The organism is Marinobacter alexandrii, assembly GCF_005871205.1.
GTDB classification, from domain to species: domain Bacteria; phylum Pseudomonadota; class Gammaproteobacteria; order Pseudomonadales; family Oleiphilaceae; genus Marinobacter; species Marinobacter alexandrii.
Genome location: NZ_SWKM01000011.1, coordinates 1,315,055 through 1,330,297, shown reverse-complemented (window position 1 = coordinate 1,330,297; position 15,243 = coordinate 1,315,055). Strand labels below are relative to the sequence as shown.

At 57.4% G+C, this 15,243-nt stretch carries 14 protein-coding genes; 7 read left to right on the top strand and 7 right to left on the bottom strand.

What is annotated here, in order from left to right:
- Positions 1 to 43: 43 nt before the first annotated feature.
- The 6 genes from purE to FCS96_RS06500 all read left to right on the top strand — a co-directional run bounded on the left by purE (position 44) and on the right by FCS96_RS06500 (position 7,348).
- A complete protein-coding gene (purE, locus tag FCS96_RS06525; protein ID WP_138439394.1) occupies positions 44 to 535 on the top strand; it encodes a 5-(carboxyamino)imidazole ribonucleotide mutase in 492 nt (163 codons plus the stop codon).
- Positions 536 to 631: 96 nt separating this feature from the next.
- The gene (locus FCS96_RS06520) at positions 632 to 1,750 is read left to right on the top strand and encodes a 5-(carboxyamino)imidazole ribonucleotide synthase (protein ID WP_138439393.1); all 1,119 of its coding nucleotides are present in this window, start codon (positions 632 to 634) and stop codon (positions 1,748 to 1,750) included.
- 70 nt (positions 1,751 to 1,820) lie between these two features.
- Positions 1,821 to 2,399 (top strand): superoxide dismutase [Fe], encoded by a 579-nt coding sequence (gene sodB, locus FCS96_RS06515; protein WP_041341261.1) that lies wholly within the window; start codon positions 1,821 to 1,823, stop codon positions 2,397 to 2,399.
- 266 nt (positions 2,400 to 2,665) lie between these two features.
- Positions 2,666 to 4,726, top strand: a complete 2,061-nt coding sequence (locus FCS96_RS06510; RefSeq protein ID WP_138439391.1) for a putative bifunctional diguanylate cyclase/phosphodiesterase — start codon at positions 2,666 to 2,668, stop codon at positions 4,724 to 4,726.
- Between the two features lie 25 nt (positions 4,727 to 4,751).
- On the top strand, positions 4,752 to 5,339 hold the full coding sequence (locus tag FCS96_RS06505) for a LemA family protein (RefSeq protein ID WP_138439389.1): 588 nt from the start codon (positions 4,752 to 4,754) through the stop codon (positions 5,337 to 5,339).
- An 11-nt stretch (positions 5,340 to 5,350) separates the two neighbouring features.
- A complete protein-coding gene (locus FCS96_RS06500) occupies positions 5,351 to 7,348 on the top strand; it encodes a M48 family metallopeptidase (protein ID WP_138439388.1) in 1,998 nt (665 codons plus the stop codon).
- On the opposite strand, the gene gspD is transcribed toward FCS96_RS06500, so the two are convergent.
- The 6 genes from gspD to FCS96_RS06470 all read right to left on the bottom strand — a co-directional run bounded on the left by gspD (position 7,345) and on the right by FCS96_RS06470 (position 13,920).
- Complete coding sequence (gene gspD, locus FCS96_RS06495; RefSeq protein WP_138439387.1) at positions 7,345 to 9,315, bottom strand: type II secretion system secretin GspD; 1,971 nt, start codon at positions 9,313 to 9,315, stop codon at positions 7,345 to 7,347. The genes FCS96_RS06500 and gspD overlap by 4 nt on opposite strands.
- Positions 9,316 to 9,347: 32 nt before the next feature.
- Positions 9,348 to 10,199, bottom strand: coding sequence for a type II secretion system protein N (locus tag FCS96_RS06490; RefSeq protein ID WP_138439385.1), 852 nt, complete (start codon positions 10,197 to 10,199; stop codon positions 9,348 to 9,350).
- 1 nt (position 10,200) lies between these two features.
- Positions 10,201 to 10,992, bottom strand: coding sequence for a type II secretion system protein N (gene gspN, locus FCS96_RS06485; protein ID WP_138439383.1), 792 nt, complete (start codon positions 10,990 to 10,992; stop codon positions 10,201 to 10,203).
- Between the two features lie 166 nt (positions 10,993 to 11,158).
- The gene (gene groL / locus FCS96_RS06480) at positions 11,159 to 12,811 is read right to left on the bottom strand and encodes a chaperonin GroEL (protein WP_138439382.1); all 1,653 of its coding nucleotides are present in this window, start codon (positions 12,809 to 12,811) and stop codon (positions 11,159 to 11,161) included.
- Positions 12,812 to 12,889: 78 nt separating this feature from the next.
- Entirely contained in the window at positions 12,890 to 13,177 is a 288-nt protein-coding gene (groES, locus tag FCS96_RS06475) for a co-chaperone GroES (protein ID WP_138439379.1), read from the bottom strand.
- A gap of 197 nt (positions 13,178 to 13,374) precedes the next feature.
- A complete protein-coding gene (locus FCS96_RS06470) occupies positions 13,375 to 13,920 on the bottom strand; it encodes an FxsA family protein (RefSeq protein ID WP_138439378.1) in 546 nt (181 codons plus the stop codon).
- A 97-nt stretch (positions 13,921 to 14,017) separates the two neighbouring features.
- Between FCS96_RS06470 and FCS96_RS06465 the strand changes: the two genes are divergently transcribed.
- Positions 14,018 to 14,779, top strand: a complete 762-nt coding sequence (locus tag FCS96_RS06465; RefSeq protein ID WP_138439377.1) for an SDR family oxidoreductase — start codon at positions 14,018 to 14,020, stop codon at positions 14,777 to 14,779.
- A 153-nt stretch (positions 14,780 to 14,932) separates the two neighbouring features.
- Here the strand turns inward: FCS96_RS06465 and FCS96_RS06460 are convergent, their stop codons facing one another.
- A complete protein-coding gene (locus FCS96_RS06460; protein WP_138439376.1) occupies positions 14,933 to 15,241 on the bottom strand; it encodes an MGMT family protein in 309 nt (102 codons plus the stop codon).
- Positions 15,242 to 15,243: the final 2 nt, after the last annotated feature.

The window sequence follows — 15,243 nt, the reverse complement described above, 5'->3', positions numbered from 1 at the left end:
ACATACAATGGCCGGCTTTCCAATTATCACAGGACAGTTGCTTATGCAGCCGCTTGTTGGACTCATCATGGGATCCAAATCCGACTGGCCCACCATGGAACACGCCGCCAAGATGCTTGAAAAGCTGGGCGTCGATTACGAAACCAAAGTGGTATCAGCACATCGCACACCCGACCTGCTGTTTGATTACGCAAAATCCGCAGCCGAGCGCGGTCTGAAAGTAATCATTGCCGGCGCCGGCGGTGCCGCCCACCTGCCCGGCATGGTTGCCTCGCAGACTTCTCTGCCAGTATTGGGTGTTCCGGTGCAGTCCAAGGCCCTGAACGGTCTCGATTCATTGCTGTCCATCGTTCAGATGCCCGGCGGCATCGCCGTGGGCACACTGGCAATCGGTAATGCCGGCGCCACCAATGCCGGCCTGCTGGCAGCCCAGATTGTCGGCACCAGCGACGCCAATGTGCGCCAGGCCGTCGATGAGTTCAGAAGCACCCAGACCCAGACTATTCTGGACAATCCGGACCCGCGAGATCAGTAACTTCCAAGCCATGCCGTGCTGAGCGGATTGCAAAAGGTGTTTTCAAATCCGCACACACCGACGATTCAGAAGCCAGAGACCGGCAGGAGAATACAGATGAGAATTGGTGTTTTAGGTGCAGGCCAACTGGGACGTATGCTAGCCCTGGCCGGCTATCCACTGGCCAAGACCTTTGTTTTCTACGACATGTCTGGCAGCCCCAGCGCCGGACTCGGCGAAGTGATCATCGACCGCGAAGGCCAATACCAGGACGATTTTCTGTCGCGCGTTGATCGCGTGACTTACGAATTCGAGCACCTGCCCGTCCACGTCGCGGAGAAACTGGCGAAAGAAAAACCGGTTTACCCCTGTCCGAGGGCCCTGCAAGTCTGCCAGAACCGTGAATTGGAGAAGACTCTGTTTGGCCAGCTCGGCATCCCCACCCCGGAATGGAAAATCGCCGACAGCGCCGAATCCTTGAAGGCGGCCGCTGAAGAGCTGGGCTGCCCAGTTGTAGCCAAGTCCAATACCGAAGGCTACGATGGCAAAGGTCAGGCGGTTCTGCGCAGCCCGGACGACGCGGAACAAGCGTGGACGGACATCGGGCACCCTCGCCTGATCGTCGAGAAGTTTGTCGACTTCAAGCGCGAAGTATCAATCATCGCGGTGCGGGCAGAAGATGGCGACCTGGCCTTCTACCCGATGGCTGAAAACAGCCACCACGAGGGCATTCTGCGCTACTCCATCGCGCCAGCCCCAGGCCTTCAGGCCTTCATTCAGGAGGACGCCGAGCGGTATATCCGGGCCCTACTGAACGAATTGGACTACGTCGGCGTATTGACCCTTGAGCTGTTTGAAACCGAAGATGGGCTGGTTGCCAACGAGATGGCACCACGGGTGCATAACTCCGGGCACTGGACTATCGAAGGCGCCATGACCAGCCAGTTTGAAAACCATATCCGGGCGGTGAGTGGTCATCATCTCGGCAGCGTTGAGGCGCGGGGCCTGAGCTGCATGATCAATATCATTGGCGAGCATGGCGACACGGAACGCATTCTCGAGCTGCCTTATGCCCATCTGCACCTGTACAACAAAGGTGAACGCCCGGGGCGCAAACTCGGCCACGTGAACGTTCTGGCCGACAGTTACGAAGAGCTGGTCTGGCGCGTACGCAACTGCGCCCAGTTCCTGCCCGGCAGCCCGGAGTTTAAAAGCTCTTTAACACCAAGGGGTTGATATACATTAGATCGACCCTATATTGACGAGTTGTACACTCACATAATAGAGAGACAGGGAGAACGACCTCATGGCATTTGAACTTCCCGCACTACCTTACGAAAAGAACGCTCTGGAACCGCACATCTCTCAGGAAACCCTTGAGTACCATTACGGCAAGCATCACAACACCTACGTCACCAAGCTGAACGGCCTGGTCGAAGGTACGGACAACGCCAACAAGTCGCTTGAGGACATCATCAAGAGCGCCAGCGGTCCGCTGTTCAACAACGCGGCGCAGGTTTGGAACCACACTTTCTACTGGAACTGCCTGAGCCCGAACGGCGGCGGTGAGCCCACTGGCGCGGCCAAGGATGCCATCGAAAAAGCCTTCGGTTCGTTCGATGCCTTCAAGAAAGAGTTCAACGACAAGGCCGCCAACAACTTCGGTTCGGGCTGGACGTGGCTGGTGAAAAAGGCCGACGGCAGCGTTGCCATTGCCAACACCAGCAATGCTGAAACACCGCTGACCGGTGCCGATAAGCCGGTGCTGACGGTCGACGTCTGGGAGCACGCGTACTACATTGATTACCGCAACTCCCGCCCGAACTACCTCGAAGCGTTCTGGAACTTGGTGAACTGGGATTTCGTGAACGAAAACCTGGCCTGATTACCTAACCAAGTTGATTGAAAGGCCGCAGCCGTAGGCTGTAAAAGCTCAAACGCCCGCATTGCGCGGGCGTTTGTGTATCCAAGCGAACGAAAACCTTACAAATTGATACACCCTCGCCCTGAATTCTCTGAAAAAATCGCCGATACTCAGTCAAGTCAAGCGACCTTCTACCTTCCTTGGCGAAACGTGGACCAGTCGTCGCGAAAACAGCGATTTATGTGCGACCATAAATCTTTAATAAACACGATTACAGACAGACTTGAATGAAAAACTCCTTCAAGGTTGAGCATCGGCTGGGCTACCGCATTTTTGGACGGACTCTCGCCATAGCCCTTATCAGTGGTATCTTTATTAGCACTGTGCAGGTGATCCTCGATGCCCGACGTGTTTCTATGGACCTTGACAGCCAAGCTGACCAGACCATTTCCATGGTCCGGGACGCCGCAACTCAGGCAGTTTTCAGCATTGATTCAGAGCTGGCCCAACAAGTGGTTGATGGCCTCTTTGCCATGGAAGCCGTGCACCTGGCCGCCATTGTCCATCCCGATGGCGAAGCCCTTGGCACCCGCAACCGCCCCCTGCACCAGATCTCTTTCCGCCAGATGACCGACCCGATATTTGATTCTGATCGGTCTTACCGGATTCCACTGGTTCGCGACGATACTACGAATGCGGTTTATGGCTATCTTGAGGTTCACTACGACACTGTACCCGCCGCCAGAACCTGGCTTAACCGGGCAACCGTCACCTTTGCCTCTGGCGTAGCAACCGCGCTCATTCTAGGACTGGTTCTTTACTTTGTTTTCCATCTGCTGCTGACCCGCCCGCTGCTGCGCATCGTGGACTCCGTGAAAGCGGTGGATCCGGAACACCCGGACGATCGGCTGGTAACCATCCCTCCCGGACACGATCGGGATGAACTTGGGCTCTGGGTAAATGCCACCAACAACCTGCTGGTGGCCATCGCCGACACCCAGAAACGTCATCGCGACGCCGAGGATCGAGTCAGCCGACTTTCCCGATACGATCAATTGACCGGCCTGCCAAGCCGGGACACCTTAATGGAACTGTTAGCCCTGGATATCCAGGAAGCAGAAGCCCGCAAAGGCATGTTATCGCTGATGGTCTGCGGCATTGATGACTTCAAATCCGTGAACGAACAATGCGGTTTTCGCAGTGGAGATCTGATTCTGCAAACCGTGGCCGACCGACTCACCGGCCAGCTCGGCAACTCGCATTTTACCATTGCGCGACTCGGCAGTGACCAGTTCGTGATTGTTGAGAAAGACTTAAGGGATGGTTTCCAGGCCGCCGATACCGCCGAGCGGGTTCTGGCCTGCATCGGCGGCCCGATGATGGTTGAGAACCAGCATGTCGCAATAACTGCCACCATTGGTGTGGCACTGTTCCCATCCGACGCCGACAAAGCCGACCGGCTGCTCCAGAGCGCTGAGCAAACCATGACACTGGCGAAGCAAAGCGGTGCCGATCACTTCCAGTTTTATGTTGCCAGCATTGATCAGGAAATTCGTGATCGCAGGCAGTTGGAAAAGGATTTGGTTCAGGCTTTGACCAACAAAGAGTTCCATCTGGTTTATCAGCCCCAAATCAGTCTGGAGAGTCGCCGTGTGATTGGCGCGGAAGCCCTGATCCGTTGGACACACCCAACCCGAGGCCTGATCCCGCCGGACGACTTCATCCCCGTCGCCGAAACCAACGGCATCATTGTTGAGATTGGGCAATGGGTTCTGGAGCAGGCTTGCGCGCAGGCGGCACGTTGGGCCGACCAAGGCACGCCCCTGCGCATCGCGGTTAACCTGTCCGCGGTGCAATTGCGCCAGGCTAGCATCGTCGGCGATATTCTGGACACCCTTCGTCGGCATGACATCCCGGCTGGCCGGCTGGAGCTGGAGGTTACCGAAACGAGCTTTATGACCAACCTGTCCGACGCCGTTGCCAAACTTCACCGGCTAAACAAGGCCGGTATCAGTATTGCCGTTGACGACTTCGGCACCGGTTACTCATCGCTCACCTATCTGAAACAGATGCCTGTACAGCATTTGAAAATCGACAAGCAGTTTATCCGGGACCTGCTGGTGAACGAGGATGACACTCGCATTGCCAACACCATTATCGATCTGGGCAAGAGCCTGAATCTGTCAGTCATCGCTGAAGGCGTGGAAACCGCCGAACAGGAATATTATCTGAGCCAGCGGGGCTGCAAGCTCGCGCAAGGATATTTCTTCAGTAAGCCACTGCTGCCCCGGGACTTTGAACGGTTCGTAAAAGGCTTTCACGACCAGTTGGTCGAGAACAAAGTTTAATCATCCAATCCCCCAAGGAGTTAGCATGGGAACCACTGTTATTGGCCTGATTGTTATCGCCGTCGTAGTCATCTACCTGGTCTTTATCTACAACCGACTGGTGTCGCTGAGAAACCAGTTCAAGAACGGTTTCGCACAGATCGATGTGCAGTTGCAACGTCGACACGACCTGATTCCCAACCTGGTTGAGGCCGCCAAGGCCTACCTGAGCCACGAGCAGACCACGCTCACCCAGGTCATGGAAGCCCGTAACAATGCAGTCAGCGCACAGAAAGACGCCGCCCGTGATCCCGGTGATGGCACCAAAATCCAGCGCCTGGGCAGCGCCGAGAATCTGCTGAACAAAGCCCTGGCCAACTTCTATGCGGTGGCCGAGGATTACCCGGAGCTGAAAGCCAATGAAACCATCCAGCAACTGATGGAAGAACTCTCCAGCACCGAAAACCGTGTCGCCTTTGCCCGCCAGGCCTATAACGATGGCGTCATGAGCTACAATATTTTCCGCGAGCAGTTTCCCAATAACGTCCTCGCCGGCATGTGTGCGTTCAAAGAGACGGCCCAACTGGAGCTCGAGACCCCGGAGGCCCGCCAGGCACCCAAGGTCGCTTTCTGACGCCCTGACCCATGGCCCATCCCGGTTTTTTCCAGCGCCAGGCCAGTGCCCGGCGCAACACCAGCGTATTGGTCCTGCTGTTCCTGACAGCGGTGGTGCTGATCACGCTTGCCGTTTCCCTGGTCGGGTACTTTGTCACCCGCAGTGAATCCTCAGCCCTGGTCTTCCACGATTGGCTGCTGTCTCGCCATGGTCTGCTGACCGCCGCGACAGTGGTCACGCTGATCGGTGTTACTTCCCTGATTCGGTGGGTTGACCTGGCCGGCGGCGGCGAACGGGTGGCCAAGATGGTGGGTGCCCGCCCCATTGATCCCGACACTCGGGACCAGGACGAGCGCCGGCTCCGAAATGTGGTGGAGGAAATGGCCATCGCCAGTGGCGTGCCGGTACCCGAGCTGTTCGTAATGGACCAGGAAACCGGCATTAATGCCTTTGTTGCCGGCTATACGCCGGGCGAAGCCGTCATGGTGGTTACCCATGGCACCCTCACCCAACTCAGCCGCGATGAACTCCAGGGCGTGGTCGGCCATGAATTCAGCCATATTTTCAATGGTGATATGCGCCTGAACGTTCGCCTGATTGCCCTGCTGGCCGGTATTCTGATGATTGGCCAGATTGGCGGTTTCCTGATGCGGATGTCGTTTTACGGCCGCCACCGCTCTATGCGCTCATCGGGAGATAATCGCGGCCAGGCAGCCATTGGCGTGATTGGCATTGCGCTGCTGTTGATCGGCTACGTTGGCGTGTTCTTTGGCCGGTTGATTCAAGCAGCCGTTTCCAGACAACGGGAATTGTTGGCTGATGCCTCTTCGGTGCAATTTACCCGCAACCCGGAAGGCATTGCCGGTGCGCTGTTCAAGATCGGTTTGAAGGGCGGCTACCTGGACACCACCAGCCATGCCAGTGATATGAATCACATGTGCTTCGGGGAAAGCGCGCGGATGAAGTTCGCCTCACTGCTGGCCTCACACCCACCTATTGAGCAGCGCATCAACCAGATTCAGCCGGGCATGCTGGCCCGTCTCCGCAGCCGTCTCCGGGATACCCAACCCGGAGCTGACCTGCGCGCCGCTACCAGCTCTCAGGCCCCGGCCCAGGCCTCGGGTTTTGCCGACCTGGGGGCAGAGGTGGTGGCACCGCTCCGACGCACCAGTACTTCGCCTCTGGCCTCGAGCAACGAGGCTGCTTCTTTTCCCGCAACCAGCAAGCTGTCAGAACGAGTTGGTACTACATCGCCCCAGGGCGAGGCCTTCGCCACTCGCTTGTTAGGCCGACTACCCGCTACGTTTCGCAGCCTGCTGTATACCCGCGCCGGCGCTATCCAGCTCTGCTATGCGATGGTGATCGCTGAAGTATCCCGGGAGGAGCAACATCGGATGCTGGCAATGATTCCCGAGCACCCGGTGCTAGGCGGCCAACCGGACCTCCTGGAAAAGCTGATTCCAGCTCTGAAATCCATCGGTGAGGAGGTGCGATTCCCTGCCCTGGAGTTAGCCATGCCGGCGTTACGGAAACTGGATTCGGAGGAACGGGAAGGTTTGATCACCAACGTCCAGAAGCTGGTCGCGGCGGACAATCGGATGTCGCTGTTCGAACTGGCCCTGACCAGCTTTCTGTCGCGCCACCTGGGCGCCAGTGCCGGTCAGGTAACGCCGGTTCGCCACCGTAAGTACCGCCCGGTAATGCCGGCCGTCCAGAAGCTGCTAAGCCTTTTTGCGCGCGCCGGCACCAAAAGCGCCTCGGATGCCGAGTCGTTATACCGGGAGGCGATGGCAGGGTTTGATAATACCAAGGGGCAGGATCAGGCGGTTCTGGAGAAGGTGACCATGCGCCAGTTACAGGAGGCGCTGACCACACTGAACGGGCTCTCACCTTTGCTCAAGCCCGCTATCATTGATGCCTGTGGGCACTGCATCACCCACGATGGCCATATCGACGTCCGTGAATACGAACTGATGAGATTGGTGGCCGACCAGATCGACTGCCCGATGCCACCACTCACCGCTTAAGGGGTTGTTGTTTCACCCATCTTCTGGCGCTTCCGGCCGTCAAACAGCACCTCGATATCCGGGCTGGCGTCCACCGCCGGCAGATCCAGCTTCTTCCGGATATCCAGATTCACTTCCCACAGTTCCTGGAACTTGTCGTCCGTGGCGGCCACCGCTTCCGCCTTACCCAGCATGATGGTCGGGCGCAGAAACACCAGCAGGTTACGCTTGATACGACGCTCGGACTCAGACGAGAACAGGCGACCAATGAACGGAATGTCGCCTAAGAGGGGCACCTTGCTCTTGTTGACCTGGTAGTCATCACGGATCAGGCCGCCAAGAACGATGGTCTCGCCATCGTCCGCCAGCACTGTGGTCTTGATCTCGCGCTTGTTGGTAACGATGTCAGAGGCGTCCTCAATGCTGTCAGCGACGTTTTCAGTGGTTTGCTCAACCACCAGTCGCACCAGACCGTCAGCACTGATGGTGGGCGTCACCTTGAGGGTCAGGCCTATGTCACGGCGCTCAATAGTGGTGAACGGATTAGTGGTGCCGTCGCCAGTCACTGTCGACTCACCGGTCCGGAACGGGACGTTCTGACCCACGATAATCTCTGACTCCTGATTATCCAGGGTGATGATGCTCGGCGTGGATAGGAGGTTGGCCGCCGCAGAAGTGGACAAGGCCTGTAGCAGAATACCCCAAGTGATGCCGTCGTCATCGCGCTGGCCGGCACCGACAGTCACCCCGCCCCGGGCAGGGCTAAGTACCGAATCGGTCACCAGTGCACCTATCACTTCGTCTAGGGCGCGTCCTACATTGCCGAAATTGGTTCCAACAACAGGGGTCGCTTCCCCGGACTCATCACCCACGGCAAACTGGACACCGAGATCCTGGCCAAGATCATCACTGATTTCGACGATGGCAGCTTCAATCAATACCTGAGCCCGGCGAACGTCCAGATGCGCGACGATCTGCTCGGCTTCCTGCATCAGTGACGGCTCACCCCGAACCACCAAGGCATTAAGGCCTTCATCGGCGAAAACTGCGAAATTGCTGCCTGGTTTGGTTCCACCAGACCCGCCACTGCCGCCACCAGCACCCTCTTTGGCTAACTCACCCATGACACCTTTTAGAATTTCAGTCAGCTTCTTGGCATCCGCATGTTTCAGACGCAACACCTTGGTGGTGCCACCGGTGGCGGAAGGCTGGTCGAGTTGACGAATCAGCCCGCGCATTTTGTCGCGAAAATTCTGGTCGCCGCGTAGGATTAACCGGTTGCTGCGCTCGTCGGCAGTTACGCTGTACTTGCGTGCGGCATTATCACCACCGGCACGCCCGAGTTCATCCGGCGCCAGTTCCTGCAGCAGCGTCACCATATCGCCAACCCAGGCTTCTTCCAATTGGATTACCTCCACTTCGTACTTGGAGGGACTGTCGAGTTCACGGACGATCTGCTCAATGCGCTGGATGTTCGAGGAATGGTCACTGATGATAAGTGCGTTAGCAGCAGCCACACCGGCAAGGTGCCCATACTTGGCCACCAGTGGACGCAGGATTGGCACCAACTCAAGCGCGTTGGCGTTATCGATCTGGATCACCCGGGTAATGAGCTGCTCGGAGGGAATCTCTTCAAACCGGGCCATGGATTCAGCCGACTGCTTGGCATCCACCTGTTGCACCACCTTGATCACTTCCTCGCCGGGAATGGCGGTAAAGCCGTGGACATTCAGCACGGCCAGGAACAGATCGTATATTTCGTCCTTGTTCATCGGGGCGCTGGACAGCACCGTTACCTTGCCTTTGACCCGGGGGTCCACCACAAAACTGTACCCGGTAATGTCTGCAACCTGAGTTACGAAGGCCCGGATATCGGCGTCCTTCAGGTTCAGTCGCCAGGTTTCTTCCTGCCCGTGGGCCACCGACATGAGAGGCAGAAGAATGAGCAGGGCAAACGCCCGCAGAATATTGGTCTTGTGGTTATACATGTGGCGATTTCGTCCTGTATCGATGAACCCGGTCAGCGCCACTGCTCGGGTATGGCATAACTGATGGTGAGGATGGATCCGTCACGCTCGATTTCTATATCCACCTGAGCCTGGCCGCGCCAGCTCTCAAGCAGGGATTTGTCCTGTTCTATGTCGCCCAGACGCTGGCCGTTGATGGCGGTAATCACATCGCCGGCCTGAAGGTTAACGGCATTGAGCATGGCATTGGAACCGTTGTAAACATATCCAGACGCTCCACTGTCATCCACCGGGCTCAGGCCATAGGCATTAAGCGCTGCTATGCCCTGGCTGTCCAACTGTGCCCGGGCACTTTCCAGAAAGGCATCCGGCGACGATGCTATCGGCGGTTCCATGGCTTCTGCAACCAGCCCGCCGGATTCGGATTCCTCGAACGTCAGTGATTCGTAGCGACCGCCCCGGCGAATCAGGATGCGGCTCGGCTCCACTTCCGCCAGCTCGGCATTGCCCGGCAGCATGTCGCCGACCCGAAAGTACGACGTTTCTCCGTTACTTCCTGCAACTATAGCACCGGAGTCTTCCGGGCGCTGTCCCACAAGCACGCCCTCAAGCCGCAGCCGCAGGCCGGTCTCAGGCGCTGATCGTTTGACCACTTCAGCGACTCCCTCCTGCGTTGGCGGCCGGCCAAAAAATTCGAAACTGGCCATGGGGAACGACAACCCCGAGCCGTCCGCAGCATTGCCGCTAGCGGCGACCGGCGCAACCGGCACTGGTCTGTCGTCCCAGGCCGCCAACCAGGTCACCTTGGCCAGCGCTATTCCGAGATAGATCACCAGCCCCACCAACAACAGGTTAGCCAGTGCTCGGGACAATCGGCTTTGGGTCTGTGCGTTCATCGCAGGCATATCAGCGCGCTCCTGGCAGCAACGGCTGCCGGACCCGGAACACCACATCGCCAGGGCTTGCGGAATCTGACCAGGGCTGACCTGCCAGGTCCACCATGCGCTTATAGACCCGGAGTTCCATCATGCCGTTCCACAGGATTTGCGCATCGGCCGCCGGACCATCACCGCCCTGCTCCGCCACTGTGAGGGCAACGCCGCCCTGAGTGGTATCAAGCTCGGCCTGCATGGGCGGGAACCGGGCCTGGCCGGTCCGATTACCCATCGGCCAGGAAACTTGGCCACCGGCCCACCGGCCAAGTCCTTCAGCCAGGGTGATGCGATTGTCTTCCCATACCAGATTAAACTGATCGATGGAGACATTACCCTCGATCATGGCGCCGCCACTGCGACGAATCAGGTCTTTAAATTCGCTGACTACTACCTGGCCATTGGCATTGATTTCGGCCCGTTGGGGCCAGGCGACGGTGACATCGCCTTCAATTTCAGATTGGGATGAGGCAATAGAAAGGTCGACCGGAAGTGACAGCTCGGTCAGTGAGGGCCAGCCCAGTTGCCAGTCCACGCGCAATGGGTAACCCGCCATCACCAATCCGGCGGCACCGTCCCAAATCCGTCCGGACACCTGCCGGATCTCCACCTGCTGGGGCAGGGAAACCTGGCTGGATGCCTGCTGCCATACCCATCCTGCCGGCACCCAGAACAGTAAAGCGATCGCATACACCACCAACGCCAGCAAGCCCAACAGGACCAGCTTGCCAGGGCGAAGAAAGGTTTTGGATTCAGCGTCGCTCATTCGGGTACACACAGACAATTAATCGGTAGCCGAGTCTAGCAAAGGCCTGAGGCAAGTTCATGAGAAAAAAACAAAAACCCCGCGCCAGTGCGAACTGACGCGGGGTTTTCAGGGTCGATCGGGCCACGCCCGGATCGCTCCGAGCATGGCTGGGATCAGGCCGGCATTACATCATGCCGCCCATGCCTCCCATTCCGCCCATTCCACCCATGTCCGGCATACCACCGCCGGCGCCTTCTTCCTGTGGCTCGTCTGCAACCATCGCCTCAGTGGTGATGATCAGAGACGCAACAGAAGCGGCTGCCTGCAGTGCGGAACGGGTTACCTTGGCGGGATCCAGGATACCCATTTCCAGCATATCGCCGTACTGCTCGGTAGAGGCGTTGTAGCCGTAAGAGCCTTCGCCTTCACGAACCTTGGCCACAACCACGGAGGACTCGCCACCGGCGTTGTACACGATCTGACGCAGCGGAGCTTCCATAGCGCGACGCAGGATGTTCACGCCAGCTTTCTGCTCTTCGTTGATCGCGTCCACTTTCTCCAGCGCTGCGATAGCACGGATCAGGGTAACGCCACCGCCGGCAACAATGCCTTCTTCAACCGCAGCGCGGGTGGAGTGCAGTGCGTCTTCAACGCGGGCCTTCTTCTCTTTCATTTCTACTTCAGAGCCTGCGCCCACCTTGATGACGGCAACGCCGCCAGCCAGCTTGGCAACACGCTCTTGCAGCTTCTCTTTGTCGTAATCAGAGGAGCTGTCTTCGATCTGCTTGCGGATCTGCTCAACGCGAGCTTCGATATCCGCCTGGGCACCCACACCGCCGATGATGGTAGTGTTTTCCTTGGTGATGTTGACACGCTTGGCGGTGCCCAGATCATCCAGGGAAGTGTTTTCCAGGGTCAGACCCACTTCTTCAGAGATCACAGTACCGCCGGTCAGAATGGCGATATCCTGCAGCATCTCTTTGCGACGGTCACCAAAGCCAGGCGCCTTAACGGCGGCGACTTTCACAATGCCACGCATGTTGTTCACCACCAGGGTAGCCAGCGCTTCGCCTTCGATATCTTCGGCGATGATCATCAGCGGCTTGCCAGCCTTGGCGACAGATTCCAGCACCGGCAGCAGTTCGCGGATGTTGGAGATCTTCTTGTCGACCAGCAGGATGTACGGGTCATCCAGCTCGGCGGACATGTTGTCCTGGTTGTTGATGAAGTACGGAGACAGGAAACCACGGTCAAACTGCATGCCTTCAACCACGTCCAGCTCGTCTTCCAGGCCACGGCCTTCTTCAACGGTAATAACGCCTTCTTTACCTACGCGCTCCATGGCGTCGGCAATCAGCTTACCGATGGTCTCGTCACCGTTGGCAGAGATGGTACCTACTTGGGCGATGTTACGGCTGTCGTCACATGGCTTGGCCATATCACGGATCGCTTTCACCGCTTCAACGGTGGCCTTGTCGATACCACGCTTCAGGTCCATCGGGTTCATGCCGGCAGTGACTGCCTTCACGCCCTCGTTAACAATGGCCTGGGCCAGAACGGTTGCGGTGGTGGTGCCGTCACCGGCGGTGTCATTGGCCTGGGAAGCAACTTCCTTGACCATCTGAGCGCCCATGTTCTCGAACTTGTCATGCAGTTCGATTTCTTTCGCCACAGACACACCGTCTTTGGTGATGGTCGGCGCGCCGAAGGATTTTTCCAGAACCACGTTACGGCCTTTCGGGCCCAAGGTCACTTTAACCGCGTCTGCCAGTACGTTGACGCCTGCGACCATGCGCTTGCGAGCATTATCACCGAATTTAACGTCTTTTGCTGCCATGTCTTCTATTCCTGTTCGTTAAACCGAAGTTACTGAATAAATCGGATTAATGAGGGTTCGTGCGAGTCGCCTAAGCGATCACTCAAGCACGCCGTAAATGTCGTTCTCGCTCATGATGAGCAGCTCTTCGTCATCGACCTTTACGGTGTTCCCGGCATACTGGCCGAAAACTACGGTGTCACCCACCTTTACCGCCAGCGCGCGCGTTTCACCATTATCCAGGATGCGACCGTTGCCAACGGCAACCACTTCGCCCTGGGAAGGCTTCTCTTTGGCGTTACCAGGCAGCACGATGCCACCTGCTGTTTTCTCTTCTTCTTCCTTACGGCGCACGACAACACGATCGTGTAGCGGACGAATTTTCATTGCTCGGCTTCTCCAATAGTCAGATTAATGTGGCAATGACATTTGCTGTTAAAAAGGTCGGACTTGCAAAGCATCATCCGGCCAAATTGCCCGGCTGCCTAACTTGCTGTTTTCCAGCCGTTATCAGCCTGCGGCGAACTTGTGGAACTTATGTGGGGTTGGCGTAGGGGTTTTCAACACCTCACCCTCAAAATTTTTCACTTTTTTTCGATGCGATCATGGTCGGTTTCGGTCTGGTCCTGATACTCGCCTTCGATGATGTTGCCCTCGCTGTCACGATCAAACGGACGCTGCCTGCCGAAGGGGTTTTCACCGGCGCCACCAAAGGGATCCTGACCGAAAGGACCGGTGCCTCCCCCCGCTCGGAAATGAAAGCCCCGGCTCTGGCCGGAAACCACCATGCGCTTCAGGGCCTGGGACGCCAGCCAGTGACGAGAGCCCGGGAGAAGGCACAGGAAACCGATGGTGTCGGTGATAAAGCCGGGGGTCAGTAACAACGCTCCGCCGACCGCCAGGATCAGCCCTTCGGCGACTTCTTTCGCGGGTAGCTCACCGCTGTTCAGGCGCTGGTTGGCCTTCAGCAAGGTGGCCAGGCCCTGCTGCCGAAGCAGCCAGGCACCAATGACCGCAGTCAGCAACACCAGCCCGATGGTATTCAGCACACCGATAACCCCGCCCACTTTGATGAGCACAGCCATTTCGGCCACTGGCATAACGATAAAAAGAAAAAGGAACACGGACATCAGAACCTCAGGGTCTGAAGTGGGTTTTAGAAGGTCTGGTATACTCCGCGCACTCAGCACACGCAACACCACCTGACTTTGTTGATTAGGGCAAAACATGAAACTTCAAGATTCCGTGATTGCAATTACCGGCGGCGGCCAGGGGCTTGGCCGTGCCATGGCAGAATATCTGGCGGCCAAGGGTGCGCGGCTCGCGCTAATTGATTTGATGCCGGAGAAACTGGCCGAAGCAGCCGAGGCCTGCAAGCGGGCCGGCGGCGATGCCAAGACCTACGTCTGTAATGTGGCGAAAGAAGAGGACGTTGCTCACACGTTCGAGGGCATCGTGGGAGACTTCGGCCGGTTGAATGGACTCATTAATAACGCTGGCATCCTCCGGGACGGCCTGATGGTGAAGGGTAAGGACGGCCAGATTGAGAAGCGCATGGAGCTTGCTCAGTGGCAGGCGGTGATTGATGTGAATCTGACCGGGGTTTTCCTGTGTGGTCGGGAAGCATCTACCCAGATGATCAAGAATGGCGACCAGGGTGTGATCATTAATATTGCTTCGATTTCCCGGGCCGGCAACATGGGGCAGAGTAATTATTCGGCGGCAAAAGCCGGCGTAGCTGCTTTGGTGCCGGTGTGGGCGAAGGAGCTGGCGCGTTATGGCATTCGCTGCATGGGGATTGCGCCGGGCTTTATTGAGACGGAGATGACGGCGTCGATGAAGCCGGAGGCGTTAGAGAAGATGACGGCCGGGATTCCGCTGAAGCGGATGGGCAAGCCGGAGGAGATTGCTTCGGCGGCGGCGTTTATTTTTGAGAATGATTATATGTCGGGGCGGATGATTGAGGTTGATGGGGCTTTGCGGCTGTAGCCTTTAGGTTTTGGGGGCTGGTCAGGGGGCGGGGTGTCTTTTCTTCTGGAAAACGAACTCGCTTCGCTCAGACATCTTTTTTCCGGCAGAAAAGACACCCCGCCCCCTGACCGATTGAACTTTGAAAATTAGCCTACTGATAACGAGTAAACACTAGGGCTGCCATTGGTATTGGCGTAGGTTGATCTTGCCGTTTTTTACTTCAATGCCGTCTTGCTCTAGCAGCGCTTTTTGCTTTATGAACGTCGACGAGCCTTCCGGGAAGGCGATCTGTCCGTTGCTGCGGATTACTCGGTACCAGGGCACGGAATGTCCTGCTGGGAGTTTTCCTAACGCCCGTCCGATATACCTGGCTTGCCGGCCGAGGCCGGCCATGTCGGCGACTTGTCCGTAGCTGGCCACCTTACCTTTCGGAATGCTCAGAACCACCTGCCAGATTTTCTGATCCTTGGTTGGCTCCATGG